This window comes from Streptomyces sp. NPDC006516, from assembly GCF_040611875.1.
Classification (GTDB): domain Bacteria; phylum Actinomycetota; class Actinomycetes; order Streptomycetales; family Streptomycetaceae; genus Streptomyces.
In genome coordinates this window covers 1,259,308-1,283,759 of record NZ_JBEXPD010000002.1, presented here as the reverse complement: position 1 = coordinate 1,283,759, position 24,452 = coordinate 1,259,308, and the positions used below count along the sequence as shown (strand labels likewise).

General features: G+C 71.1%; 21 protein-coding genes and 1 pseudogene. 10 read left to right on the top strand and 12 right to left on the bottom strand.

What is annotated here, in order from left to right:
- A pseudogene (locus ABZY45_RS11970) lies at positions 1–188 on the bottom strand (methylmalonyl-CoA carboxyltransferase); the annotation flags it as partial.
- Between the two features lie 657 nt (positions 189–845).
- Here ABZY45_RS11970 and ABZY45_RS11965 point away from each other — a divergent pair.
- Entirely contained in the window at positions 846–2,057 is a 1,212-nt protein-coding gene (locus ABZY45_RS11965) for a glycoside hydrolase family 64 protein (RefSeq protein ID WP_356738797.1), read from the top strand.
- A 476-nt stretch (positions 2,058–2,533) separates the two neighbouring features.
- Complete coding sequence (locus tag ABZY45_RS11960; RefSeq protein WP_356738678.1) at positions 2,534–4,282, top strand: amidohydrolase; 1,749 nt, start codon at positions 2,534–2,536, stop codon at positions 4,280–4,282.
- Between the two features lie 87 nt (positions 4,283–4,369).
- Here ABZY45_RS11960 and ABZY45_RS11955 read toward each other — a convergent pair whose 3' ends face one another.
- Entirely contained in the window at positions 4,370–4,894 is a 525-nt protein-coding gene (locus ABZY45_RS11955; protein ID WP_356738676.1) for a hypothetical protein, read from the bottom strand.
- 240 nt (positions 4,895–5,134) lie between these two features.
- Between ABZY45_RS11955 and ABZY45_RS11950 the strand changes: the two genes are divergently transcribed.
- Positions 5,135–5,749, top strand: coding sequence for a YceI family protein (locus ABZY45_RS11950; RefSeq protein ID WP_356738674.1), 615 nt, complete (start codon positions 5,135–5,137; stop codon positions 5,747–5,749).
- 135 nt (positions 5,750–5,884) lie between these two features.
- Here ABZY45_RS11950 and ABZY45_RS11945 read toward each other — a convergent pair whose 3' ends face one another.
- The 3 genes from ABZY45_RS11945 to ABZY45_RS11935 are packed head-to-tail and all read right to left on the bottom strand — an operon-like array spanning position 5,885 to position 8,016.
- Complete coding sequence (locus ABZY45_RS11945) at positions 5,885–6,520, bottom strand: class I SAM-dependent methyltransferase (protein ID WP_356738672.1); 636 nt, start codon at positions 6,518–6,520, stop codon at positions 5,885–5,887.
- Positions 6,517–7,554: an NAD(P)/FAD-dependent oxidoreductase gene (locus ABZY45_RS11940; RefSeq protein WP_356738670.1), complete on the bottom strand. Its 1,038-nt coding sequence runs from the start codon at positions 7,552–7,554 to the stop codon at positions 6,517–6,519. The genes ABZY45_RS11945 and ABZY45_RS11940 overlap by 4 nt, the downstream gene beginning before the upstream one ends.
- Positions 7,555–7,569: 15 nt before the next feature.
- On the bottom strand, positions 7,570–8,016 hold the full coding sequence (locus ABZY45_RS11935) for an ATP-binding protein (RefSeq protein ID WP_356738668.1): 447 nt from the start codon (positions 8,014–8,016) through the stop codon (positions 7,570–7,572).
- Positions 8,017–8,128: 112 nt separating this feature from the next.
- Here ABZY45_RS11935 and ABZY45_RS11930 point away from each other — a divergent pair, with 112 nt between their 5' ends.
- The 6 genes from ABZY45_RS11930 to ABZY45_RS11905 all read left to right on the top strand — a co-directional run bounded on the left by ABZY45_RS11930 (position 8,129) and on the right by ABZY45_RS11905 (position 14,018).
- Entirely contained in the window at positions 8,129–8,950 is an 822-nt protein-coding gene (locus ABZY45_RS11930; protein WP_356738666.1) for a helix-turn-helix transcriptional regulator, read from the top strand.
- Positions 8,947–9,198: a DUF397 domain-containing protein gene (locus tag ABZY45_RS11925; RefSeq protein ID WP_356738664.1), complete on the top strand. Its 252-nt coding sequence runs from the start codon at positions 8,947–8,949 to the stop codon at positions 9,196–9,198. The genes ABZY45_RS11930 and ABZY45_RS11925 overlap by 4 nt, the downstream gene beginning before the upstream one ends.
- Before the next feature lie 10 nt (positions 9,199–9,208).
- Positions 9,209–10,051, top strand: a complete 843-nt coding sequence (locus ABZY45_RS11920; RefSeq protein WP_356738662.1) for an SMI1/KNR4 family protein — start codon at positions 9,209–9,211, stop codon at positions 10,049–10,051.
- A gap of 187 nt (positions 10,052–10,238) precedes the next feature.
- Entirely contained in the window at positions 10,239–11,612 is a 1,374-nt protein-coding gene (locus ABZY45_RS11915) for a cellulase family glycosylhydrolase (RefSeq protein ID WP_356738660.1), read from the top strand.
- A 161-nt stretch (positions 11,613–11,773) separates the two neighbouring features.
- Positions 11,774–12,904, top strand: a complete 1,131-nt coding sequence (locus ABZY45_RS11910) for a cellulose binding domain-containing protein (protein ID WP_356738795.1) — start codon at positions 11,774–11,776, stop codon at positions 12,902–12,904.
- 355 nt (positions 12,905–13,259) lie between these two features.
- The gene (locus ABZY45_RS11905) at positions 13,260–14,018 is read left to right on the top strand and encodes a DUF4097 family beta strand repeat-containing protein (protein WP_356738658.1); all 759 of its coding nucleotides are present in this window, start codon (positions 13,260–13,262) and stop codon (positions 14,016–14,018) included.
- Positions 14,019–14,024: 6 nt separating this feature from the next.
- Here the strand turns inward: ABZY45_RS11905 and ppk2 are convergent, their stop codons facing one another.
- From ppk2 to ABZY45_RS11880, 5 genes are all read right to left on the bottom strand, one after another.
- Positions 14,025–14,975 (bottom strand): polyphosphate kinase 2, encoded by a 951-nt coding sequence (gene ppk2 / locus ABZY45_RS11900; protein WP_356738656.1) that lies wholly within the window; start codon positions 14,973–14,975, stop codon positions 14,025–14,027.
- 71 nt (positions 14,976–15,046) lie between these two features.
- Positions 15,047–16,069, bottom strand: coding sequence for an iron-siderophore ABC transporter substrate-binding protein (locus ABZY45_RS11895; protein ID WP_356738653.1), 1,023 nt, complete (start codon positions 16,067–16,069; stop codon positions 15,047–15,049).
- A gap of 25 nt (positions 16,070–16,094) precedes the next feature.
- A complete protein-coding gene (locus ABZY45_RS11890; RefSeq protein WP_356738651.1) occupies positions 16,095–16,922 on the bottom strand; it encodes an ABC transporter ATP-binding protein in 828 nt (275 codons plus the stop codon).
- A 58-nt stretch (positions 16,923–16,980) separates the two neighbouring features.
- Positions 16,981–18,057: an iron chelate uptake ABC transporter family permease subunit gene (locus tag ABZY45_RS11885; protein WP_356738649.1), complete on the bottom strand. Its 1,077-nt coding sequence runs from the start codon at positions 18,055–18,057 to the stop codon at positions 16,981–16,983.
- Positions 18,054–19,121 (bottom strand): iron ABC transporter permease, encoded by a 1,068-nt coding sequence (locus ABZY45_RS11880; RefSeq protein WP_356738647.1) that lies wholly within the window; start codon positions 19,119–19,121, stop codon positions 18,054–18,056. The genes ABZY45_RS11885 and ABZY45_RS11880 overlap by 4 nt, the downstream gene beginning before the upstream one ends.
- 176 nt (positions 19,122–19,297) lie before the next feature.
- Here ABZY45_RS11880 and ABZY45_RS11875 point away from each other — a divergent pair, with 176 nt between their 5' ends.
- Positions 19,298–19,885, top strand: a complete 588-nt coding sequence (locus ABZY45_RS11875) for an MSMEG_1061 family FMN-dependent PPOX-type flavoprotein (RefSeq protein WP_356738793.1) — start codon at positions 19,298–19,300, stop codon at positions 19,883–19,885.
- On the opposite strand, the gene ABZY45_RS11870 is transcribed toward ABZY45_RS11875, so the two are convergent.
- Entirely contained in the window at positions 19,882–21,276 is a 1,395-nt protein-coding gene (locus ABZY45_RS11870; protein ID WP_356738645.1) for a hypothetical protein, read from the bottom strand. The genes ABZY45_RS11875 and ABZY45_RS11870 overlap by 4 nt on opposite strands.
- Positions 21,277–21,337: 61 nt before the next feature.
- Entirely contained in the window at positions 21,338–24,424 is a 3,087-nt protein-coding gene (locus ABZY45_RS11865; RefSeq protein ID WP_356738643.1) for a glycoside hydrolase family 3 N-terminal domain-containing protein, read from the bottom strand.
- Between the last annotated feature and the right edge of the window lie 28 nt (positions 24,425–24,452).

Sequence of the window (24,452 nt, the reverse complement as noted above, 5' to 3'; positions counted from 1 at the left end):
TCCTTGAACGAACCCGGATCCAGCAACAGCTCGATACGCTCCCGCGCCGTCAGCTTGCCCTTCGCATGCTGCGCCTCGGTCGCCCGGTCACTCGGTCCACGCCGGGCCTGCTCACGCAGAGCCAGCAGTTCGGCCACCCGCCCACGCGTGTCGCTGGGCTCGCCCGGGATTTCGTCCACAACGGTCATGCGTCGACCCTACGAACCCGACCGAGGAAACCTCGCCGTTCACTCCGGACAGTCTCCTGCCCGGTTTCCTGGTGGCACCCGACAGAACCGGGGCGCCGGGCATCCCATCTGCCAGCTCACGTGGCTTCCGCGTTGTAGAGCCCCCACAAAGGGCCCTCTGTGGCCTCGACCACACACAACGGCGCGCGCCACGCCGCGGAGCCACCGGGGCGGGGTATCCGGCAGGCCTCAATGGCGGGGGGCACACATGGGCGCTGCTCACGCGCCGGGCGTACGCCTTCACCGACGGCGAGCCACGGCCTGTCGGCGTCCGCGCGGTTGTGCGGGAGGCGCGCCCTTCCCTCCCCTCAGCATGCACACCCCGTCACGGACGGTTCGCACCGGCCCCCGCGGAGTCAGCCGGCACCTGCGCCCGGACTCGTTCACCCGGCGCACACGGCGTCCCACCACGCGTGGCCAAAAACCGTCCTGTGGCGTCGAGTTGTGAAGAACAGGGCCTCTTTGAGAGCGCTCTCAGTCATAACTCTTGACGGTCGCGGGAGGCATCGCGAGAGTGTTGCGCACCGCAGACGGCCCCACCGTTCCGCTTCCCCACGCCCCCCATGCCCCTGTCTGCGACCCCCACACTCCGGGAGTTCCTTCGTGATTTCGCGCAGAATGTTCCTGACGGGCGCCGCCGCCTCCGCGACCGCGCTCAGCTATCCCCTCTGGGGCAGCGCCCTGAGCCCGCGCACGTCGGCCGCCGCGGCCACGTGCGAACTGGCGCTGGAGAACAAGTCGCTGCCCGGCACCGTGCACGCCTACGTCACCGGCCACGAGCAGGGCACCGACCGCTGGGTGCTCCTCCGCGCCGACGGCAGCGTCTACCGCCCCGACTCCCCCGGCGCCCCGCAGACCCCGCTCCCGGTGGACTGCGCCATCCCGCTGAGGGGCGCGGGCGCCGGCCCCGTCGTGCTGACCCTGCCGCAGATGTACGGGGCCCGGGTCTACTTCGTACGCGACGACAAGCTGGACTTCTACCTCAACCCGGGCCCCTCGCTGGTCGAACCCGCCTTCGCGACCCCGGCCGACCCGAACTACGGCCGGACCTGGTCCTTCTGCGAGTTCACCTTCAACCCGCAGCAGCTGTACGCGAACATCAGCTACGTCGACCTCGTGACGGCGCTGCCGATCGGCCTGACCCTGGAGGGCGACGCCACGCACACGGTGGCACCGCTGCCGGACGGCGCGGTCCAGCGCATCGCGGACGACCTCACGGCCCAGGCCGCCGCGGACGGGCAGCCCTGGGACAAGCTGATCACCCGCGGGGCGGACGGGAAGGTCCTGAGGGTGGTCTCGCCGCAGAACCTGATGGCTCCGTTCTTCGACCGGCCGAACGAGATGCCGTTCCGGGACCTGTTCACGGCGCAGATCGACGAGGTCTGGGAGAAGTACCGCTCCACCGACCTGCGCATCGACCTTCAGGGCGGCCGGGGCACGCTGACGGGGCGCGTCAGCGGCGACACGCTGACCTTCGAGGGCGGCCACACATTCACCAAGCCGACGTCGAAGGACATCTTCACGTGCAATCACGGCCCCTTCACCAACAACCCGGCCGACTCCGACGACAAGAAGGCGCTGCTGGCCAGGATTGCGGCGGGCTTCAACCGCTCGATCATGCTCAGCCACCCGCAGCAGCCCAACGGCACCTCGGTCGCGGACTACTACAAGGGCGCGGTGACGAACCACTGGTCGCGCGTCGTCCACGCGAACTCCCCGATCGGTTACGCGTTCCCCTACGACGACGTGCGCCCGGACGGCGAGCCGGACGTCTCGGGGGCGGCCCACGACGGCAACCCGCGCCGCTTCACGGTGAGTGTGGGCTCCTGACGCCCGCATGACGCGGCAGGGCCGCCCGCCGCCCGGCCGGGGCGCGGGCGGCCCTGCCGCGTCCGGCGCCCGCGCGGCCCGGTCCGGCCCGCACCCCCGGCCCGCGGGACGGATCGTCGGCAGAGGTCCGCCCTCGGCGCGAGTCCCGTCGGCAGGCAGGACCGCCGTCGACCGCGCGGGGGTCCTCGGCGAGGGCGTCCTGCCCGCACTCTGCCCCTGAGCCGACGCTCCGGCCGTGGCGGATGTACGACCCGGCCGGTACGCGGCCCGTCCCTGCCGTGGCGGAGTGCGCCGCTCCCCCGGACGATGGCCCCTCCCGCCCGTAACGGAACAGGCGGCTCCGCCGGCGCGCGGCTCCTGGTCGGCCGTAGCGGAGTGCGTAACTCCGCGGACACGCAGACCTCTTGACTTCGCAACATCCGGAATGGAGAGTGCCGGGCACTGTACTTGTACACACCATCGGCCCGGAGGCGCCTGTGTGCGATCTGCACGACCCCAGCGACCACGACCACGCGGTACAGACAGGTGACGGGCTCAGCCGCCGCCGGATCATGCAGATGCTCGGAGCAGCCGGGATAGCCACCACGGCGATCACCGCGACGGCGGACCCGGCCATGGCGGCGGCCTCCGACGAGGCGGCCGGACTCGCCGCGGAGGACGCCGCCGCCTACACCGCGCCCGAAGGGCTCGCCGAGGACTCGGCGGCGAAGCGGACGGCGCTCGGCTGGATCGAGAAGAACGCGTCCCGGATCACCGGGCTGAACGACGAGATCTGGGAGCACGCGGAACTGAGCCTGCGGGAGTGGAACTCCTCCCTGGCCCAGGCCGACTTCCTGCGCAAGGCGGGCTTCGACGTCCGGTTCGGGACGGCGGGCTTCCCGACCGCCTTCACCGCCACGTACACCCGCGGCAAGGGCGGCCCGGTCATCGGATTCAGCGGTGAATACGACGCTCTGCCCGGCCTGTCCCAGAACAAGGGCGTGGGCGAGCACGACCCGAAGGAGTACATCCACGATCCGTTCGCCCCGGGCTACGGGAGCGGCCACGGCTGCGGTCACTGCGCGCTGGGGGCGGCTGCCGCGGCGGCTGCGGCAGCGGTCGCGGAGGCGTCCCGGCGCCACAAGCTCGATGTGACCGTGAAGTTCTTCGGCTCGACTGCCGAGGAGCAGCTGATCGGCAAGACGTACGCCGTCAGCAAGGGCGTCTACGACGGGCTCGACGCCTTCCTCGACTGGCACCCCTCGACCGGCAACGCCACCGGCTGGGGCACGTCCAACGCGATGACAGCCGTCACCTTCACCTTCCTCGGCGTCGCCGGCCACGGCGGCACCCCGCTGGGCAACAAGAGCGCGCTGGACGCGGCCGTGATGATGGCGACCATGTCGGAGTTCCTCCGCGAGGAGAGCATGGGCCCGTCCGCCCGGCTGCACTGGGTGATCAACAACGGCGGGGACATCCCCAATGTGACACCGGAGATCGCGGAGATCTCCTACTACGTCCGCGAGGGCAGCGTCGCGCGCGTCGCCTCGCTGCTGGACAAGGTCATCGCCGTGTCGGAGGCCGCGGCGACCGCGAGCCGCACCTCGGTCCGGCACCGGATCACCTCCGCGTGCTGGAACCAGCTCCCGTCGAAGGCGTTCGCCGAGCTGATGTACGACAACATGCGCCAGATCGGGCCGCCGGTGTTCTCGGCGGACGCCCAGCGTCTGGCCAAGGAGCTCCAGAGCTCGCTGGGGCTCCCGGAGAGCGGCCTGCACGACAAGATCGGCGCCCTGTCCCCGCCCAATCCGGTCTTCCTGGGCGGCGGTTCCACCGATGTGGCCGACATCAGCTGGCAGGTGCCGACCGTCTCGATGGGCGCCGCGCTCGCCCCCATCGGATCGAAGATGCACACCTGGTCGACCGCCTCGTGCGCGGGATCGGCGCCGGGCCACGCAGCGATCAGGGCCGCGGCCGCCTATCTGGCCGCCACCGCGGTGGACCTTCTGGTGAAGCCGGAGCTGCTGGCCGGGATCAAGGAGGAGTTCCGGAAGCGGACCGAGGGCCTGACCTGGAAGACCGCGCTGCCGGAGGGGTACGAGCCCCCGATGTACGAGCCGCCCGCCTGGTTCCTCAAGAAGACGGGCCAGAGCTGGCCGCCGGAGAACATCACCTGGCCGCCGCGCCGGGTGGTCAGCAAGGAGAAGTTCGCCTCGCTCGGACCCGCGCTGGAGCCGCAGGTCTGACGCGGCGCCCGCCATGACGAAGCGGTGCCCCCGCCCGGCCTCGGAGACGGCCGGACGGGGGCACCGCCATGTGTGCGGTGGACGCGGTCAGCAGCCGCCGCAGTTGTAGTACGTCACGTCCCAGTGGTTGCCCTCGTCGGCGTAGACGTTGCCCGAGCCCGACTTGTACTGCGGGGCGCCGTCGCCGCGCAGGCCGATGTAACTGAACACGCCCTTCACGTAGTTGGTGAGGCAGGTGCTCTTGCTGAAGTCGAGCTTGTAGCCGTTCCAGTGCGAGTACGTGCCACTGGCGTGCCCGGTCTCCGTGCCCCCGGTGATGTTGAGCGCGCAGCCCGTGGCGCTCTTGAGCGTCTGGGCCCCCTGGGCGCTGGTCAGGTTGAGCTGTTCGAAGGAGGTGCAGGTGGAGACGTTCCGGTTGGAACAGCCGCCGGAGGACGACCAGGTGATCCCGGACGAGGTGAAGCGGGAGGTCGCCTGGGAGTGGGTCAGCTTGGTGACGGCGTGCGCCTCGGTGGCTCCGCCCCCGAGGACTCCGATCCCGGGCGCGAAGAGCGCGCCGAGGACGAGAGCGAGGGCGGTGAGGGCGGAGCGGAGTCTGGGGCGGATCGGCATGGGGGGAGTCCTCCTGCTCATGACAATTACGGGCAGGGAGATAGTGCCGTAGTTCTACGCGCGTCCGCCAGAGGGTCGAGCGACGCGATCCGACGCCCGGCGCGATTTCCGGAAGGGCCTGGACCCTTGATGTTGAACTTTGAACAAAAGAGGTCTACAGTCAATCTCGTTGAAGGTTAAACCAAACGTTCGGCGGTCTGGTCCCCAGAGCGCGCCGGAACACGTCCCCGAGGAGGAGCCATGGCTCTGTTCAACCGCAAGAACACCGCCCCGTCCACCACCGCGACCCTCGCTGTGGACCCCGCGCTGGCGGCCCTGACCGGCACCTACACGATCGACCCGGCCCACAGCAGCATCGGTTTCACCGTGCGCCACGCCATGGTCACGAACGTCCGCGGCTCGTTCGGTGAGCACGAGGGCACCCTCACGCTGGACGGCACGAACCCCGGCGCCTCCACCGCCTCGATCGACGTCAAGATCGCCAGCGTCGACACCGGCATCGCCGACCGCGACGGCCACCTGGTCAGCGCCGACTTCTTCGACGCCGAGAAGTTCCCGAGGATGACGTTCCGCTCCACGCAGGCCGAGCAGCTCGGCGGCGACGCGTACCGCGTCACCGGCGACCTCACGATCAAGGACGTCACCCGCCCGCTCTCCATCGACCTGGAGTTCAACGGCTCCGCCACCGACGTGTACGGCAACGAGCGCGTGGGCTTCGAGGGCAGCGCCGACATCCTCCGCTCCGACTGGGGCCTGACCTGGAACGCCGCCCTGGAGACCGGCGGTGTGATGGTCAGCGACAAGGTCAAGCTGAACTTCGACATCTCCGCGATCAAGGCCGCCCCGCAGGCCTGACCACCACGGAGCGAGCGCGCCCGCCGGCTCTCCCCCTTCCGGGGAGGGCGGCGGGCGCTCGCCGTTTCCGGAGCGGCGAACCCGGCGGTCCGGCGCCGGACCGCCGGTGCGGCGCCCGCCCCGCGGCCCGGCCGGTCAGCCCTTGCGGCGCACCTTCAGCGCGTTGTCGGTGCGGGTGGTGGGACGGCCCTCGGGGTCGTTCTGGATCCGCTCGTGCTCCTCGCTGAGCAGCACCTCCCACTCCCCCTCGGGGAGTTCGAGGGACGCCAGCACCTCGTCCGGGGTCGGGAACACCATCTCGGGGTGCGGGTTCTCCTCCCAGGAGGGGAACCCGGCGTGCCCGACGACCAGGAGTACGCCGCCGGGGGCCACCGCCCGGGCCGCGCGGCGCAGGATCTGCTCGCGGGGCAGGTCGCCCATCGAGTGCAGGAACTGGGCGGAGACCAGGTCGTACTCCCCTTCGGGGAAGTCGGCCCCCAGATCGGTGCGCAACCAGTCGATCCGGTCCGCCACCCCGGCCTCGGCCGCGTGTCCGGCCGCCCGGTCCAGGGCGACCCGCGAGATGTCCGTGGCGGTGACCTTCCAGCCCTCCCGGGCGAGCCAGACGGCGTCGGCGCCCTCGCCGCACCCCAGGTCGAGCGCCCGCCCGGGCTTCAGCCCCTCCACCTCGCGGACCAGGACGACATTGGGGTTCCCGCTCCAGATCCGGTGGCTCTCGCGGTACCGGTCGTCCCACATCTCGGCGTCGGTCCGGCTGCTGTCGGTGGTCATCGTGCCTCCTGAAGTCCATGACGGCGGTCCCCGAGCACCCGCTCGGTCACCTGGCGCTCGGCCTCGGCCGAGAAGGGTGCGCGGCGTGCCTCGACCGCGCGGCGGGTGTCCTCGTCGACGAGGTCCATGTTGATCATCGACGCCGCCTTGAGTCCTGCGGCGGCGGCCCCGACGACCTGCTCCATGAGGTTGGCGACGTTACCGGCCACCCACACACCGGGCACCTCGGTCGCCCCGGCGGGGTCGGCCGCGATGTACGTACCGACCACGTGGCCGCCGACCTCCAGCTCGGTGGGCCGCAGGCCGAGGCCCTCCAGGACCGCGGAGCGGGCCGTGAAGCGCGGCTGGACGACGAGCGCCTCGCGCGGGATCACCCTGCCTCCGGCCAGCCGCACCCCGGTGAACCGGTCGTCGGCGATCTCCAGCCCGGCCACCTCTCCGTCCACCACGGCGATGCCCCGGGCGGCGAGCCGCTCGTAGTCCTCGTCGCCGAAGTCCGCCTGGCCGTGCCGGAACAGCACCACGTCGTCGGTCCACTGCCGCCAGAGCAGTGCCTGGTGCACGGCCATGGGGCTGACGGCCAGAATGCCCACCGCCCGGTCCCGTACCTCCCAGCCGTGGCAGTAGGGGCAGTGCAGCACCTCGCGGCCCCAGCGCTCGGCCAGGCCCTCCACCGCCGGCAGCTCGTCGACGAGTCCGGTGGTCACGAGGAGCCGGCGCGCCTCGACCGCGCTCCCGTCCTCCCGCACGACCCGGAAGCCGTCGGACAGCTTCTCCGCCTCGACGACCTCGCCCTGGACGATCTCGGCGCCGTACGCAGCGGCCTCGGCGCGGCCCACGGACAGCAGCTCCGAGGGCGGGGTGCCCTCGCGGCCCAGGTAGTTGTGCACGTGGGACGCGGGCGCGTTGCGCGGTCTGCCCCCGTCGATCACGAGCACGGAACGCCGGGCCCGGGACAGGGCGAGCGCCCCGCTCAGCCCGGCAGCCCCGCCGCCTATCACCACGGTGTCGTAACGCTGATTCATCTCGCTCATCCGGAACACCTCCAATTACGGGAGATGGTGCGCCCGTGAGTCCGATCCGACAAACTTGCTTGCCGAAGTGGCAAACTCGCACCAGACGGTCTTCCCCGGCTGCCGCTCCCCCACCCCCCACGCGTCGGCGAGCGCCCCGACGAGCACGAGCCCCCGCCCCCACTCCGCCTCGGGAGCGGGCCCCTCGACCTCCCGGACCCGGCCGTCGCCGCTGTCGTGCACCTCGATCCGCAGGACGTGCCCCCAGGTGACGTGGACCCGGAAACCCCGGCCGGGCGGGACGCCGTGGATCAGCGCGTTGGTGGCCAGCTCGCTCACGCAGAGCAGCACGTCGTCGACGTCCACCTCGCACGCCCAGTCGAGCAGCGCTTCCCGTACGAACTTCCGCACGAGGGGGACGGACCTGCGCTCACGGCGGTAGAACGCCTCACGGAAGGAGGCGAGTTGTGTTGTCTCATTCACGGGACGACTGTCACAGACCGTGACTACTGTGGGGCACCGCGTCAGGTCGTACACCGCGTTTGTACGAGTGCTGACGGGTCGCGCGGGGCTCGGGTACGGGGAAGGGCACGTCATGCACTCGGTGAAGAGGAACAAGCGGGTCACGTCCTGGCATGTCATCGGCGCGCAGCTCGCCGCGTTCCGGCGCTCGGCGGGGCTGACACAGACGGCACTGGCCGACCGGTTCTGCGTGGGCGAGGACACGATCGCGTCGATCGAGCAGGGCCGCCGGCCGCTCCAGGCGGACTTCGCGACACAGCTGGACGAACTGCTGGACACGAAGGGGGTGCTGGGGGTCGCAGTGGCGAAGGTGCCGCAGAAGGAGCGGTTCCCGGCGTTCGTGCAGGACTTCGTGGAGTACGAGCAGGAGGCGGTGACGCTGCTGTGGTACGAGAACCAGGTGGTCCCGGGCCTTTTGCAGACGGAGGAGTACGCCCGGGCCGTGTTCGCGAGCCTCTACCCGCCCCTGGAGGACGGCGAACTGGAGGAGCGCGTCGCAGCTCGCCTCGACCGGCAGCGGGTCTTCGAGCGCAAGCCCCGGCTGATGGCCAACTTCCTGATCGAGGAAAGCATTCTGACGCGGCCCCTCGGGGGCCGGACGGTGTTGCGCGAGCAGATCCTTCATCTGCGACGCTGCGCCGAACTTCCTTTCCTGGGGCTCCAGATCATGCCGACGAACCGAGAGACGCACGCCGCGCTCGACGGGCCGATGGTGCTGCTGGAGACCCCTGACCACGATCAGCTGGCCTACATCGAGGGGCAGCGCGTCAGCGTCCTGATCGACGACCTCGACGAGGTCAGTGTGCTGCACCAGAAATATGGGATGCTGCGTTCGCAGGCGATTTCCCCCGAGGAAAGCATGCGCCTACTGGACGACCTGCTGGGAGAGTCATGACGCGCGCAGCACACGACACAGACCGCACCTGGTTCAAGTCGAGCTACAGCGGCAGCGAAGGTGGCGCCTGTCTCGAAATCGCCTACGCCTGGCACAAGTCCAGCTACAGCGGCAGTGAGGGTGGCAACTGCGTCGAGGTCGCCTCCCACCCCGCCGCCGTGCACATCCGCGACTCCAAGGTCACCGACGGCCCGGTCCTCACCGTGCCCCCGGCCGCGTGGGCCGCCTTCGTCGCCTCCGCTGTCTGAAGGTGCGCCCGTGACCGACACCCTCGCCCGGATCGCCGAACGCGTGCGACCGCCCGCCGTGGTGGTCGACGGCCAGGGTGACTGGGCAGAGGCCGAGCGTGCGCTGGGCACCCGCCTGCCCGATGACTACAAGCAGCTGGTCGCGACCTACGGGCGCGGGGACTTCTGGGGCGCGCTGTGCCTCTGCACCCCTTTCGGCGAGGACAACCCCGTACCGCTCACGGCGGACCTGCTGGAGGACTACGGACCGTTGCGCGAGGACGCTCCCGAGAACTACCCCTACCCTCTCTTCCCGGAGCCCGGCGGCCTGCTCGCCTGGGCGGTGACGGAGAGCGCGGCGCACGTCTGCTGGCTGACCGAAGGGCCTCCCGAGGCCTGGCCCGTGGTGATCTGGTCACGGGACGACGACTACGAGCGGTTCGACTGCGGAGCCGGCGCGTTCCTCGACGGTCTGACGAGCCGCCGCATCACCTCTCACCTCCTGCACCACGCACCGGAGTTCACCCCCTGGTTCGACCCCGCGGTCGAGATGGACCACGTGTACGTGAAGCTGGGAGACGGAGCGCGCCCCTACTCCGAGCGGCTGGGAATCCTGCGCAAGGCGCTGGGCCCCACGTCGGACCGTGGCGGATACGAGCACCTCGGGCTGCGGCAGGACCATTTCGCCGTGGACGGCGCCGGCTGGCTCCTGACGTACGAGTCCGCCTACGGCCATCAGCTCCGGGTCGCGTTCCCGCCCTGCGACAGCGAGGCGGCCCGGCGGGCCGTGCTGGCGGCGTTGGAGCTCATCGGGTGCCCCGTGCTGTCGGCCGACACCGTGCACGGCACGTCGTCCTGGGCATCAGCCACTTGACCAGGCCATGACTGACGCGGCCCTCCGCGGGCCGCCTTTTCCCGGTACCGGCCTTCCGGTTCCGCTTTTCACCGAAGCCCGTCAGATGTCTGTACGCACATCGGCGTACCGGTGTACGGTCTCGGCCGGATGGGCGTTGGGAGCGCTCCCATCACGTTGTTTCCACCCCACATGAGGAGGAATCACCATGAAACGCCTGTTCGCCTTACTCGCCGCCTTCGCGACCGTCCTGGGTCTCACGGCCGCCTTCAGTTCTCCGGCGGCGGCCGCCACCGGCTGCAAGGTCGACTACACGGTCACCAGCCAGTGGACGGGCGGCTTCCAGGCCGGGGTGAAGATCACCAATCTGGGTGCCCCCGTCAACGGATGGACGCTCGCGTTCACCATGCCGGCATCGGGACAGAAGGTCACCCAGGGCTGGAACGCCACCTGGTCGCAGTCGGGTTCGGCGGTCACCGTCGTCGGTGTCGACTGGAACCGGTCGCTGGCCACCGGCGGCTCGGCGGACGTCGGATTCACGGGCACCTTCACGGGCGCCAACCCGAAGCCCACGGCTTTCACGCTGAACGGCGTGGCCTGTACGGGCTCGACCGGGGAGGAGCCCCCTCCCGGCCCGGTCGACGGCACCCCCGTGGACATCAACGGCCCGCTCCACGTCTGCGGCGTGAACCTGTGCAACCAGTACAACCGCCCCGTCCAGCTGCGAGGCATGAGCACGCACGGCATCCAGTGGTTCGACGCCTGCTACAACACCGCCTCCCTGGACGCGCTGGCCAACGACTGGAAGTCGGACCTGCTGCGCATCTCCATGTACGTGCAGGAGGACGGCTACGAGACCGATCCGGCGGGCTTCACCAACCGCGTGAACCGCCTCGTGGACATGGCCGAGGCACGCGGCATGTACGCGCTGATCGACTTCCACACCCTGACGCCCGGTGACCCGAACTACAACCTGGAGCGCGCCAAGACCTTCTTCGCCTCCGTCGCCGCACGTAACGCGGGCAAGAAGAACGTGATCTACGAGATCGCCAACGAGCCCAACGGCGTGAGCTGGTCCGGCATCAAGAACTACGCCGAACAGGTCATCCCGGTGGTCCGGGCCGCCGACCCGGACGCGGTCGTCATCGTCGGCACCCGTGGCTGGTCCTCGCTGGGCGTCTCGGACGGCTCCAGCGAGAGCGAGGTCGTCAACAACCCGGTGAACGCGACCAACATCATGTACGCGTTCCACTTCTACGCCGCGAGTCACAAGGACAACTACCGCGCCACTCTGAGCCGGGCGGCTTCCCGACTGCCGCTGTTCGTCACGGAGTTCGGCACGGTGAGCGCCACCGGCGGCGGGGCGATGGACCGGTCGAGCACCACAGCCTGGCTGGACCTGCTCGATCAGCTGAAGATCAGCTACGCGAACTGGACCTATTCCGACGCCGACGAGAGCAGCGCGGCGTTCCGGCCGGGCACCTGCGCGGGCAGCGACTACAGCAGCAGTGGTGTGCTGACCGAGTCCGGTGCACTGCTCAAGAGCCGGATCAGCACCGCGGACAGCTTCCCCACCAGCTGACGTGAGGCGGGGCTCCGGCCCGGCCGGGGCCCCGCCTTCCACGACGGGACCGCTCCCGTCCCCGTTCCGCACTCCCTCACTCCCCCACCTCGGAGGCACACGTGCGCGTCCTTCTCCCCCGATTACCGCGCCGGTCATGGACGGCGGTCCTCACCGCCCTCGTGCTGCTGGCGTCCGGCCTCGCCGCGCTGACCGGCCTCACGGCGACGTCCGCCGTCGGCGCGGCGGCCGGCTGCCGGGTCGATCACACGGTGAACAAGTGGACCGGCGGCTACGTCGCCCAGTTCAAGGTCACCAATCTCGGCCCGGCGATCGACGGCTGGCGCCTGACCTGGACGTACACCGGCGACCAGCAGGTGACGTCGGCGTGGAACGCGACCGTCACCCAGACCGGCGGCTCCGTGATCGCCGAACACACGAGCGCGAACCGCGCTCTCGCCAGTGGCGGCACCGTCGACTTCGGCCTGCAAGGGACCTGGCGGTCGGCCGACCCCGCTCCGGTCGGCTTCGCCCTGAACGGCGTTTCCTGCGGCGGTGACGGCACCACGCCGCCGACCACACCACCTCCGACCACACCACCCCCCACGACACCTCCGTCCGGTGCGGACTGCGGCGACGCGGTGATCTGCTCGGACTTCGAGGACCAGACAGGCCCCGCCCCTTCGGGCGCCTGGAGGTTCACCGCACCCGACTGCCAGGGAACCGGTACGGCCGCTGTGGACACCACGGTGGCGCACAGCGGCAGCAGATCGCTGCGGATCGACGGCGGGGCCGGTTACTGCAACCACGCCTTCGTCGCCTCCACCGCCGACCTGTCCTCGGTCGGTCCGGTGATGTACGTACGCATGTGGGTGCGGCACACCACCGCGCTCCCCTCCGCCCACGTCACCTTCGTCTCTCTGCCCGACACCTCACAGAGCGGCCGGAGCCTGCGCGTCGGGGGCCAGAACGGCGCCCTGCAGTGGAACCGGGAGATCGACGACGCCACCCTGCCGGCCCAGAGCCCGGCCGGAGTGGCGCTGAGCAGGCCGCTGCCCACGGACACCTGGCAGTGCCTGCGGTTCGCGATCGACACGACGGCCCCCGGCCTCGACACCTGGCTCGGCGGCGAGCAGATTCCCGGGCTGCACGCCGACGGCACTCCCACGCAGGACATCGACCAGCAGTGGCTGGCCCGGACCACCCCGCCCCGGCCCACCGCGCTGCGACTGGGCTGGGAGAGCTACGGGACGGGCGACGACACCCTGTGGTTCGACGATGTGACCGTCGGCTCGGCACCCCTCACCTGCTGACAGCTCGCCGGCCCCGCGGGCTCCGCCACATGCGCTCCCCCATCACACGGAGGAAGCCGGGCTCGCCCTCCGCCGGCCCGAACTGGTCCTCGGCCCGGGCAGCCGGCGGCCCTCGTCCTCGCGGGCGCCCTTCATCACGGACAGCGGACGCAGCACCTTCGTCCCCTCCAGTTGTGCCGAGCCGGAGTGGGACGAGGACTTCCCCGGCGACGTCAACCCGTTCCTGCCCAGGGAGCGTGGCCGTCGCCGGTGACGTGCGGACGGCGCCCCGGACCTGCCGGCCAACGCTTCGCGGAGCATGAGCAGTTCACCGCTAGCTGCCATGGCGCGGCCCGCGCGGGGAAGGCGAGCAAGCATGAACATCACGCTTCTCACGCGCGGACGGCGGTGGGCCGCACTGCTGGCGGCCGGGCCCCTCGTAGCGGCGTGCGGCGGGCATGCGGATCCCGGCGCACCCGCGGACGGGGCCCCGCCGGTGCTGCGGCCGGGTGCGCACCTGGTGATCACGACCGGCAACGGCGTGCGTCTGCGGCCGGCCGACGGCGAACGGGCGGTCACGGAGGCCCGGATCGGCAGCGGCTGGTCCCACCGCGACGGCGACTGGGTCCTCGACCTGTCCTGCCCGCCGGACGATGGTCACGAGGACGGACGGTGCCCCCGTATGCCCGCGGTCGGCGTTCCGGCCGGAGTCTCCGTCACGGTCACCGCCAGGAACGCGGGCATCGACGCGACGGGCATCGCGGCGGGGCTGGACCTGACCACCGTCAACGGGGACGTGACGGTCACCCGGTCCGGCGAGGCGGACGCCACCGTCCGCCTGGTGACCCGCAACGGCTCGGTGCGCACCGGCACTCTGCGTGCGGCGGGCGTGCACGCCCAGACCGTGAACGGGGACGTGACGCTCGCCAGCGCCACCTCGCCGGCCCGCGTCACCGCGGCCACGACCAACGGATCGGTGCGGGTGTCGCTGCCCCACGGCGCGCCCGCCTACGACGTCGCCGCCACCACCCGGAACGGCCGGACCTCCGTCGCCGTCCCCGCCGCCACGCGGAGGAACGGCCACGAGATGCGGCTGGCCACCTTCAACGGTGACGTCACCGCCGTGCGTGGCTGAGGCCTCTCAGGGGTGCTCACCCGGCCCCTCGGTGTACGGGGCGAGGCGGGTGGGCGAGAGGGCGGTGTCCTCCTCGCCCGGCTCCAGCAGGGTGGCCGCGGCGCCCACGATGAGCGGGTCGGGCTTGCCGACCGCCTCAGCACTCTTCGCCGTGTAGTCGACGCGGGCGAGCAGGCTGCGCATGGCTTCGAGGCGGGCCCGGCGCTTGTCGTTGCTCTTCACGACGGTCCACGGCGCGTGCTCGGTGTCGGTGGCGCGGAACATGTCGATCTTCGCCGTCGTGTAGGCGTCCCAGCGGTCGAGGGAGTCGATGTCCGTGGGCGAGAGCTTCCACTGACGTACGGGGTCGACCTGGCGGATGGCGAAACGCGTTCGCTGCTCGGCGCGGGAGACGGAGAACCAGAACTTGACGACGATGATGCCGTCGTCGACGAGCATCTGCTCGAAGGCAGGGCACTGCTGGAGGAAGAGTTCGTACTCGGGCTGGGTGCAGAAGCCCATGACGCGTTCGACGCCGGCCCGGTTGTACCAGGAGCGGTCGAAGAAGACGAGCTCGCCGGGCGCGGGGAGGTGGGCCACGTAACGCTGGAAGTACCACTGGCCCCGCTCGCGGTCCGTGGGCTTGTCGAGGGCCACGATCCGCGCGCCACGGGGGTTGAGCCGCTCGGTGAAGCGCTGGATGGTCCCGCCCTTGCCGGCGGCGTCACGCCCCTCGCACACCACGACGACCCGCGCACCGGTGTCCTTCGTCCACCGCTGCAGTTTGAGCATCTCGATCTGCAGGATGCGCTTGATCCGCTCGTACTCCTGGCGACGGATCTTGCGGTCGTACGGGTAGTTCTCCCGCCAGGTCTTGATCGGCCTGCCCGCCTCGTCGAGCAGAATCGGCTGCTCCGGCCTGCTGGTGTCCACGGTCAGACCGTCCAGCAGCTGCTTCTCCACCTCGTCGCGCTCCATCAGGCCTAGCGTGGCATCCGATCGGGCCCCGCGCCACCAGGTGGCGCGGAACCCGCGGTGGACGGCGCGTCCTACTTCATCTTCTCCGCGAAGAGCGGGACGACCTTCTCCAGCGCGTAGGAGGTCGACAGGATCGAGTCGGTGGCGAACGCCGTGCTGATGCCCTTGTCGTCGAAGACGAGGGAGTGGCCGGCCTTCACCGACGGCACCGCCTTGAAGAGCGGGTCGCCGCTGATGTCGCTCGCCGGGATGCCGATGGGCGCCATGACGGTCAGGTCGGCGTCGAGGAGGTCGAGGTTCTCCTTGGAGACGGAGATCGAGAAGCCCTCGCCGGCCTCGGCCTCCACGGCCGGGTTGTTCTCGAAGCCCAGGCGCTCGACGAAGTCGACGCGGCCGGTGCCGGAGACGTAGGCGCCGTATCCCTCGGAGGTGCGGGAGCCGAGCGTGATCGTGCTGCCCTCGAACTCGGGGTGCGCCTCGACGGCTTCGGCGAACTTCGCCTCGGTGTCGGCGATCAGCTTCTCGCCCTTCTCCGGGACGCCCATGGCGGCGGCGACCATCTCGGTCTGCTTCTCCCAGGAGAGCTTGTACTGGTCGCCTCCCTCAGGCACGCCGACGGTCGGGGCGATCTTGCTGAGGGTGTCGTAACGCGTCCGGTCGCCGCTGGACTTGGTGTCCAGGATGAGGTCGGGCTGGAGGGCCGCGATCTTCTCGAACTCAGGCTCCAGCGTGCCGATCATCTGCGGGCTCTTGTCGTACCTGCCCTTGGCCCACGGTCCGACGCCCTCGCCGCCGAAGGCCAGCCAGTCGCTCGCGCCGACGGGCTGACCGCCGAGCGCGAGAACAGTCTCCGCGTCGCCCCAGCCGAGCGCCACGATGCGCTTCGGTGCCTTGTCGACGGTGATCTCGCCGAACTTCGTCGCGACCTTCGCGGGAAAGGCACCCGTGGCCGCCCCGTCGGAGGCGGAGGCGGAGGCGGAGGTTTCGTCGGATGAGCCGCATGCGGCCAGGCCGACGAGGAGGGCCGCGACGGCGCCTGCCATCAGGACCGGGGTGCGTCGCGCACGGCGGACGCAGGGAGCGGAATCGTTCATGCCGCTTAGGCTAGCCTAACCTAAATCAGAATCGTGACGCGGGTATGCCCGCGCTGCCCCGCACGTGGTGGCGGCCCAGCGGCACCACCATCGGCGTCGCTGACGCGGGGTCGTCCATCACGGAGCAGCGCATCCCGAAGACCTCGCCGACCAGCTCCTCCGTCACGATGTCGGCCGGTCTCCCCTCCGCGACGATCCGCCCGTCCTTCATGGCGATCATGTGGTCCGCGTACCGGCAGGCGAGATTCAGATCGTGCAGCACGGCGACCATGGTGACCCCGTGCTCGTGGTTCAGATCGGTGAGGAGGTCGAGGACGTCCAGCTGGTGGCTGGCGTCCAGGAAGGTGGTGGGCTCGTCCAGGAGCAGGATGTCCGTGTGCTGCGAGAGCGCCATCGCGATCCACACGCGCTGGCGCTGTCCGCCGGAGAGCTCGTCCACCGGGCGCTCGGCGAGTTCCAGGGTGCCGGTCGAGAGCAGCGCCTGGGCGACCGCCTCGTCGTCCCCGGGCCCCCAGCGTCGGAACCAGCCCTGGTGCGGGTAACGGCCGCGCCCCACGAGGTCGGAGACGGTGATCCCCTCCGGCGCGGACGGGCTCTGCGGAAGGATGCCGAGCACGGCGGCGACCTCCTTCGTCGGCATCTCGTGGACGCTCCGCCCGTCCAGGAGCACCGCACCCCGCGAGGGTGCCAGCAGGCGCGCCATCGCCCGCAGCAGGGTGGACTTCCCGCAGGCGTTCGGGCCGACGATGACGGTGATCCGCCCCGGAGGGACGTCCACGCTCAGCCCGGAGACGATCTCCCGGTCGCCGTAGCCGAGACGGACGTCCTGGGCTCGAAGGGTGTGCTGGGCCACGGCGTGCTCACGCCTTTCCTCGTTGTCCGTATCGGATGAACGCGCGTCGGTCCCTGGCTCAGCCACCGCTGCCCCCACGATTGGCGCGGGCCAGGAGCAGCAGCAGGTAGGGGGCGCCGATGATGCTGGTCACCACACCCACCGGGAGCTGCACCGACGGCAGCAGGTGCTGGGCGCCGAAGTCGGCGACCAGGACGATCAGGGCCCCGGTCAGCGCGGCGTGCGGCAGCGCCGCACCCTGGCCCGGGACCAGTCGGCGGGCGATCGGCCCGGCCACGAAGGCCACGAAGTTGACCGGCCCCGCAGCGGCGGTCGCGACGCCCGCGAGGGCGGTGGCACAGCCCAGCAGCGCCAGCCGGCCGGGCTCGACACGGGCACCGAGACCTGCCGCTGTGTCGTCCCCCAGCTGGAGCGGGCCGAGCGCGCGGGCGGCGAGGACGGTGAGCGGCACGATGACGGCGAGGGCGGTCAGCAGCGGCCACACCTGCCCCCAGGAGCGTCCGTTGAGGGTGCCGGTCAGCCAGAGGAACGCCTCCTGCGCGTCCGCGGTGTCGGAGCGGGCCATGACGTACCAGACCACGCTGCTCAGCCCGGTGCCGAAGCCCACGCCGATCAGGACGAGGCGCTGGCCCACGACGCCCTGGCGCCAGGCGAGGAGGTAGATGGCCGCACCGGCGGCCACCGAGCCGATCAGGGCGCTCCCGGACAGGGCGAGTCCGCTGACCTGGAAGAGCAGCGAGGCGGTGACGGCGACCGCGCTCGCCCCGGCGCTGATGCCGATGACGTCCGGGCTGGCCAGCGGGTTGCGCAGCACGGACTGGAAGACGGCTCCGGAGAGCCCGAATCCGATGCCGACGAGGACCGCGAGCAGGGCCCGGGGCAACCGCAGCTCCAGGACCACGAACCGGGAGCCGCCGTCGCCGCCCCCGAACAGGGTCTCGACGACCTTGCCGAGCGGCATCACCATGTCGCCGTAGCTCAGCGAGACGGCGAACATCGCACAGACGCACACCAGCAGAGCGAGCGCCACCAGCACGGAGCGACGTCGTCCCCGGCTCCGCACCAGGGCGACGGTGCGTACGGCGTCCGGGAGACGGGCACCGGGTGTCTCCTCCAGGAGGTGGGTCCCGGTCACAGCTCGACCTGCTTCCTGCGGCGCACGAGCCAGATGAAGGGGACGCATCCGATCGCGGCGGTGACCACGCCCACCTGGACCTCGCCCGGCGGGGCGACGACCCGGCCCACGATGTCGGCGACGAGCAGCATGACCGGGGCGAGCACCATGCTGTACGGGAGCACCCAGCGGTAGTCGGGGCCGGTGATGAGCCGGGCGGCGTGCGGCACAGCGAGACCGACGAAGCCGATCGGGCCGGCGACGACCGTCGCCGCGCCGCACAGCAGCACCACGGCGAGTGCCGAGACCAGCCGGGCGATACCCACCCGCTGGCCGAGACCGCGGGCGAGGTCGTCGCCCAGCGACAGGGCGTTGAGTTGCGGGCCGAGCAGCAGCGCGAGCAGGGTGCCGGCCGCGACGAACGGGGAGACCTGCCACAGCACGTCGGCGTCCCGGGCGGTGAGCGCGCCGAGCTGCCAGAAGCGGAAGCGGTCGTAGCTGTCGCGGTCCTGGAGCAGGACCGCACTGGTCACGGAGGTGAGTACGGCGCTCGTCGCCGCGCCGGCCAGCGCGAGCTTCACCGGGGTGGCGCCCTCCCGGCCGAGCGAGCCGACGCCGTACACGAGGAGGGCGGCGAGCAGGGCGCCGAGGAAGCCGAACCAGATGTACTGCGTGGCGAGGGTGAATCCGAAGAAGCTGATCGAGCACACCACGGCCACGGAGGCGCCCGCGTTGACGCCGAGCAGCTGCGGATCGGCGAGCGGATTACGGGCGACGCCCTGCATCACCGTGCCCGCGAGGCCCAGTGCCGCGCCCGCCAGCAGCCCGGCCACCGTCCGGGGGATCCGGACCTCCTGGACGATCAACTGGCCCTTGACGTCGAGGTCCGGTTCGAGCACCCCGTCCACCACGTCGCGGAAGGACACGTCCCCCGATCCGACGGCGAGACTCGCCATCACGGTCAGCAGCAGGAGGGCCACGGCGCCGAGCAGACCGAGGGCGAGCACGGGCCGGCTGCGCGCGCGGCGCCGCTCGGTGGTGCCGGCCTTACGTTCCTGGACGTCCTGGAGGACCGGGCCGCTCACAGCCGGTACACCCGGGGCTGCGGCATGCGGTTGCGCACTGTTCCTCACCATCGCTCCGCGCCCCCGGGACGGGGAGCGCCCGCGAGCTTAAGTAAGGTGAGCCTAACAGTGCCAGTCAGCGATCCGCTGGTATGCCCCTCTGAGGTCCGGAGAACCCCTTGTCGAATGCCGCGCCCATGGCCCCGGGCACCCTCCCCGCCCCCGTCGGCGACCCTCTGGCCGGAGCCGTGCCGCTGGAGTCGGCCGAGCAGCTGCGCGAGATCCTGGGCGAACCGTGGCCGATCGTCATCGACAAGGTCCACGGCGAACTCACCGAGGCCGACCTGGACCTGCTGGCCAGGGCGCCGTTCTGCGCCGTCTCGACCTCCGACGCCGAAGGCAACTGCGACACCTCGCCGCGCGGGGGCGAGCCGGGCTTCACCCGGGTCCTGGACCCGCGCACCCTCGTGCTGCCCGACCTGCCGGGCAACCGGCGCGGCGACAGCTTCCACAACATCCTGTCCAACCCGCACGTGGGTCTGCTCTACCTGATACCCGGCGTCATGACGGTCCTGCGGATCAACGGGCGGGCGCGCATCCTCACCGACGCCCCCGTGTTCGACGAGATGACGGTCAAGGGCCGGCGCCCCGACCTCGCACTGGTCGTGGACATCGACGAGATATACCTGCACTGTCCGGCCTCGCTGAAGCGCTCCGGGGTCTGGGCCCCGGACACGTGGGAGGAGCAGCCGACGAAGACGCCGGGAGCGCGGACGGCGCGCTAGAACCCGCCGCCGTCGAACCCTCCGCCGCCTCCGAAGCCACCGCCGTCCCCGAACCCGCCTCCGTCGCCGAAGCCACCGAAACCGGAGGAGTCGAAGTCGGAGCCCGAGACGTCGCCCCCGCTCCAGTCACCGCCTCCGCCGCCGAAGTCACCGCCGCCGTACTCCGCCGCGTACGCCGGAGTGGAGAGCATCGAGCCGAGCATGGTGCCGACCAGCAGGCCGGGGAGCAGGCCGCCGCCGAAGTAGCCGCCGGCCCAGGGACCGTAGGCCGGGCCCGCCTCCCAGTAGGGACGCCGTCGGCCCTCGCCCACGTCGACCGTGCGGCTCATGGGGTCCTCGCCCTCGCGCAGCCGGACCTCGTCGGCGCCGCAGACCGGGACCTCGCGTGCGGCGCCGCCCGAGGGGGTCCACAGGACGTCGGCGACCGAGGGGCCGTGGCGCGGGTCGAAGAAGCAGGGCGGTCTGCGGGCGGGGAGCGGCCGGCCCTTGCGCCGGGCCTCCAGGACGGCGAGGGAGAAGCGGCCGTCCTCCAGAGCCTGGGTGACCCCTCGTACGTCGGAGGGGTGCTGGGCGCCGCCCATGCGGGACTTGGCGTCCTCGTAGGAGTCGAGCGCACGCTCGTACTCGATGCGCATCGCGTCGTCGGCGCCCTTCTCGGCGGGATGGAAGTCCAGCCGGTCCAGGGTCTCCCCGTACGCGGTGATGTCCTCGTCCACGACGACCCGGAGCTTCTCCAGAGCCGCCCGCTCCTCTTCCTCCTTGCGCTTCCTGTTGCGGCGGACGACCGCGAAAGCGGTACCTCCGCCCACCAGGACCACGCCGCCGAGGACGACCAGGCCGGCCACCGGGGCGCCGTTCCCGGCCCCGTCGTCCGCACCGCCACCGCCGGACCAGGAGGCGGGGGCGCTGCCCCTGGCCTCGTCGAGGGCCCGGTCGACGAAGGCGTTGAGCTGGGTCGCGGCGTCGGTGTCCGTGCCGGGCGCCTTCACGGCGCTGGTGAGGTTGTCCACGGCCCGGGTCGGCATCACCTGCGGGTCGGCGCCCGCGTCGAAGCCGTCGCCGAGGCGGACCGCGTAGACACCGGTGACTCCGGTGTCGGTGCGCAGATTCTGCAGGAGGTTCCGGGGCGGGTACTCGGACGTCGCGGGCAGGACGGCCACGAAGACGGGTTTGTCGGCGTCCTTGATCTTCTTCTCCAGGGCGGCCTCCTGGGCCGCCGAGAGCTGACCGGACGCCGCCGGGTCGACGTAGACGGGGCCCTGGCGCAGGGCGCTCGCCGCTTCGTCGATCGTGGAGGGGGCGGCCTGGGCAGCGGGGGTCATGGCCAGCACAGCCGCCGTGAGTATCAGCAGCAGGCAGGCCCACAGGGGAGCGAACAGCCTCTTCCGCATACTCCGAAAGTAACCCGAACGGGCGACAAACGCGTCGCCCGCCCGGGTTCCTTTCGTGCGCTTACGCGGCGCGGTACGCCGTGCGCAGCTTCGCCACCGCTCCGGTCAGGTCACCGGTGAGCAGCAGGTGGTCGGCCTCGGCGAACGGCTTGGACACCGCCGCTGTCAGCTTTCCGCCGGTCTTCTGCTGGACCAGGAGCCTCGCCCGGTCCACGATCTCCTTGCCCGCCGTGGTCTTCCCGAGGCCGGCCCGCTCGGCGAGCGAGGCGGCGACGGCGAGGCCGGTGAGGGTGGCTTCGCCGCCCGTGGGGGCCTTCTTCAGGGTGGTGAGACCCCAGCCGTACGGGAACTGCGGGTCGTACGCCGCGTCGCCCACGTTGACCGGCAGCTGCGACTCGGACCTGGGCCAGGTCACCGGAAGCTGTCCGGTGAAGGCCCGCTTGCCGTAGAGGACATCGGCGACGCCGTCGCCCTCGGTGCCCGGCAGCCAGGAGGCGACCACGGCGTCGATGCCGTCGAGCTGGTCGCCGACGAGCTGCGGACGGCCCGAGACGATCAGGACGGCGCACTTCATGGCGGCGCAGACCGTGTCGATCGCCTTCTTGTCGGCGGCGGTGAGCTCCAGGTCGTGGCCGTTGCCGACGTCCCCGATGCCCTCGGCGTACGGCTTCTCGCCGACGACCACGACTCCGACGTCGTATCCCTCGGTCGGGGCGGAGGCGTCCTGGGAGAAGGTGGCCGCCGAGGTGTTCTTCTCGATGCCCTTCAGGATCGTCGTGCCCGTGGTGGTGGCCCCGGAGGCGCCCTGCCAGCTGATGGTCCAGCCGCCGGCCTGGTTGCCGAGGTCGTCGGCGTTGGAGCCGGCGACGTAGACCTTCTGCGAGGCCTTGAGCGGGAGCACGGCGCCGTCGTTCTTCAGCAGCACCTGGGACTTGGCGGCTGCCTCGCGGGCGACCGCGCGGTGCCCGGCCGAGCCGACCTCGTCCAGGTTCGACGTGTCCGCGTACGGCTTCTCGAACAGGCCGAGGCGGAACTTCTGGGTCAGGATCCGGGCTACGGCGTCGTCGATCCGGGCCTCGCTGATCCGGCCTGCCGTGACCTCCGCCTGGAGCGTCCGCGTGAAGTCCTGGTAGGCGGTCGGGACCATGATCATGTCCAGCCCGGCGTTGACCGAGGTGCGCACGTCGCTCGCGTAGTCACCGGGGATCTGGTCGATGGCCTGCCAGTCGCTGATGACGAAGCCCTCGAAGCCCATACGGTCCTTGAGCACGCCGTTGATCATCTCGGCGTTGGCGTGCATCTTCACCGGGCCGGCGTCGTCGCCGATGATGTCCAGCGAGGAGTAGGAGGGCATGACCGTGCCCACGCCGCGCTTCACGGACTCGGTGAACGGCGCGAGGTGCACCGCTTCGAGCTCCTCGCGCGTGACCTTGGTGACGCCCTGGTCGATGGTGTACGCGCCGGTGGTGGACGAGCCGAACTCCGTGCCGCCGTCGCCGACGAAGTGCTTGGCGCTGGCCAGCACCTTGTCGTTGCGGTCGAGGTCCTTGCCGGAGGGGTGGCCCTGCATGCCGGTGATGACCGTCTCCATGGCCTCGACCAGCGCCGGGTCCTCGCCGTACGCCTCGTAGGACCGGCCCCAGCGCTCGTCACGGGTGACGCAGACGCAGGGGGCGAAGTCCCACGGGATGCCGGTGGCGCGGACCTCGGCGGCGGTCACGGCGCCGGTCTTCTCGGCGAGCTTCGGGTCGCGGCCCGCGCCGATGCCGATGTTGTGCGGCATGATCGTCGAGCCGATCACGTTGTTGTGGCCGTGCACCGCGTCCACGCCGTAGATCAGCGGGATCTGGAAGCGGGTCGCCTGCGCGCGCAGCTGGTAGGCGTCGGTCATCTTCGCCCAGGCCTCGGGCGTGTTCGGGGTGGGCACGGAGCCGCCGCCGGAGAGCAGCGAGCCGAGGTCGTAGGTGGCGATGTCGCCCTGTGACTTCAGCGCGTTGCGCTCGGCCTGGGTCATCTGTCCGGCCTTCTCGGCCGGGGACATCCGCGACAGCAGGTCGGCGACGCGCTTCTTCACCGGAAGCTTCGCGTTCTGGTACGGCAGTCCGTGGGCGTCGATGACGACCTGCGGGTTCTCCTTGGGCGCCTTGGCCCCGGTGACGGTGAGCTCCAGCGGGATCGTCTCCGCCGACTCGGCCCCCTTGTCCTTCGCCGTGGCCACGGAGACGGTGTGCGTGGTGCCGGATGCCGTACCCGCGGGGAAGGTGTGCGTGCCGGTGACCGCGGTGTAGTCCTTGCCGGACTCCGCGCTGCCGCCCTTGGTGGTGTACGCGACGGTGACGGGCTCCTCGGTGGGCACGGAGCCGGTGGTGGCGACGGAGATCTTGATGTCCGCCGTGCCGCCCTCCTTGACCGTGTGCACCGCGGAGTCGACGACGACGCTCGACTTCAGGGCCGGGTCGGCCTTGCCGTACAGCTCGACGGCGTCCATGGCGAAGGAGCCGGGGGCGCCGGTCGGCAGGGTGACGGCGTAGCCCCACATCTCGTTCAGGCCGAGGACCTGGTCGATGCCGCCGACGGGCTGGTAGTCGGCGCGGTAGACGAAGTCCGCGAAGGGGATCTCGACCTGGTGCCAGCCCTCCCAGTCGTCGGTGAAGGATGTGGTCCACAGTTCGGATGCGCCGCCGTTCGCGCCGCCGTCCTTGATCTCGAAGTTGATCCGCTTGCCCGAACCGGGCGGCAAGGGCGCGGTGTTCTGGCCGTACCACCAGAAGCGGATGCCCTTGTGCGCGGTCCAGTCCTTCGGCGGCTGGTCGACGGCGAACTCGTGGCTGAGTCCGCCCCAGGCGCTGATGTCGTAAGTGCCCTGGAGGACCTTGGAGCCCTCGGGTGCGTCGGCGCGCTCCGCGAAGGTGAGGGCGGGGTGGTCGTCCGCGTCGCCGCCCCAGGTGAACAGGGAGTCGGCGGGCGGGTTGCCGAGGGGGACCTCGCCCTCGAAGCGGTCGACGAGGACGGGCGCCGGCTCCTCCGCGCCGGCCGCCGCGCTGGGGACGGCGCCGGCGAGCAGCGAGGCGAGGACGGTGGCCGCGGCGAGTGCGGCGGTCGCCGGTCTCGCCCGGTGGCGGGCGCGGGCGTGTGGTGTACGGGGCATGTGCGGCTCTCTTCCGTGTGTCTGAGGT

Bases quoted from the DNA above. Each gene is read 5' to 3' on its own strand.
- ABZY45_RS11965 (WP_356738797.1), top strand. From the start codon at position 846: ATGTTCCTGACGGGCGCCGCCGCCTCCGCGACCGCGCTCAGCTATCCC.
- ABZY45_RS11955 (WP_356738676.1), bottom strand. From the start codon at position 4,894: ATGCCGATCCGCCCCAGACTCCGCTCCGCCCTCACCGCCCTCGCTCTC.
- ABZY45_RS11950 (WP_356738674.1), top strand. From the start codon at position 5,135: ATGGCTCTGTTCAACCGCAAGAACACCGCCCCGTCCACCACCGCGACC.
- ABZY45_RS11945 (WP_356738672.1), bottom strand. From the start codon at position 6,520: ATGACCACCGACAGCAGCCGGACCGACGCCGAGATGTGGGACGACCGG.
- ABZY45_RS11940 (WP_356738670.1), bottom strand. From the start codon at position 7,554: ATGAGCGAGATGAATCAGCGTTACGACACCGTGGTGATAGGCGGCGGG.
- ABZY45_RS11930 (WP_356738666.1), top strand. From the start codon at position 8,129: ATGCACTCGGTGAAGAGGAACAAGCGGGTCACGTCCTGGCATGTCATC.
- ABZY45_RS11925 (WP_356738664.1), top strand. From the start codon at position 8,947: ATGACGCGCGCAGCACACGACACAGACCGCACCTGGTTCAAGTCGAGC.
- ABZY45_RS11915 (WP_356738660.1), top strand. From the start codon at position 10,239: ATGAAACGCCTGTTCGCCTTACTCGCCGCCTTCGCGACCGTCCTGGGT.
- ABZY45_RS11905 (WP_356738658.1), top strand. From the start codon at position 13,260: ATGAACATCACGCTTCTCACGCGCGGACGGCGGTGGGCCGCACTGCTG.
- ppk2 (WP_356738656.1), bottom strand. From the start codon at position 14,975: ATGGAGCGCGACGAGGTGGAGAAGCAGCTGCTGGACGGTCTGACCGTG.
- ABZY45_RS11895 (WP_356738653.1), bottom strand. From the start codon at position 16,069: ATGAACGATTCCGCTCCCTGCGTCCGCCGTGCGCGACGCACCCCGGTC.
- ABZY45_RS11875 (WP_356738793.1), top strand. From the start codon at position 19,298: ATGGCCCCGGGCACCCTCCCCGCCCCCGTCGGCGACCCTCTGGCCGGA.
- ABZY45_RS11870 (WP_356738645.1), bottom strand. From the start codon at position 21,276: ATGCGGAAGAGGCTGTTCGCTCCCCTGTGGGCCTGCCTGCTGCTGATA.
- ABZY45_RS11865 (WP_356738643.1), bottom strand. From the start codon at position 24,424: ATGCCCCGTACACCACACGCCCGCGCCCGCCACCGGGCGAGACCGGCG.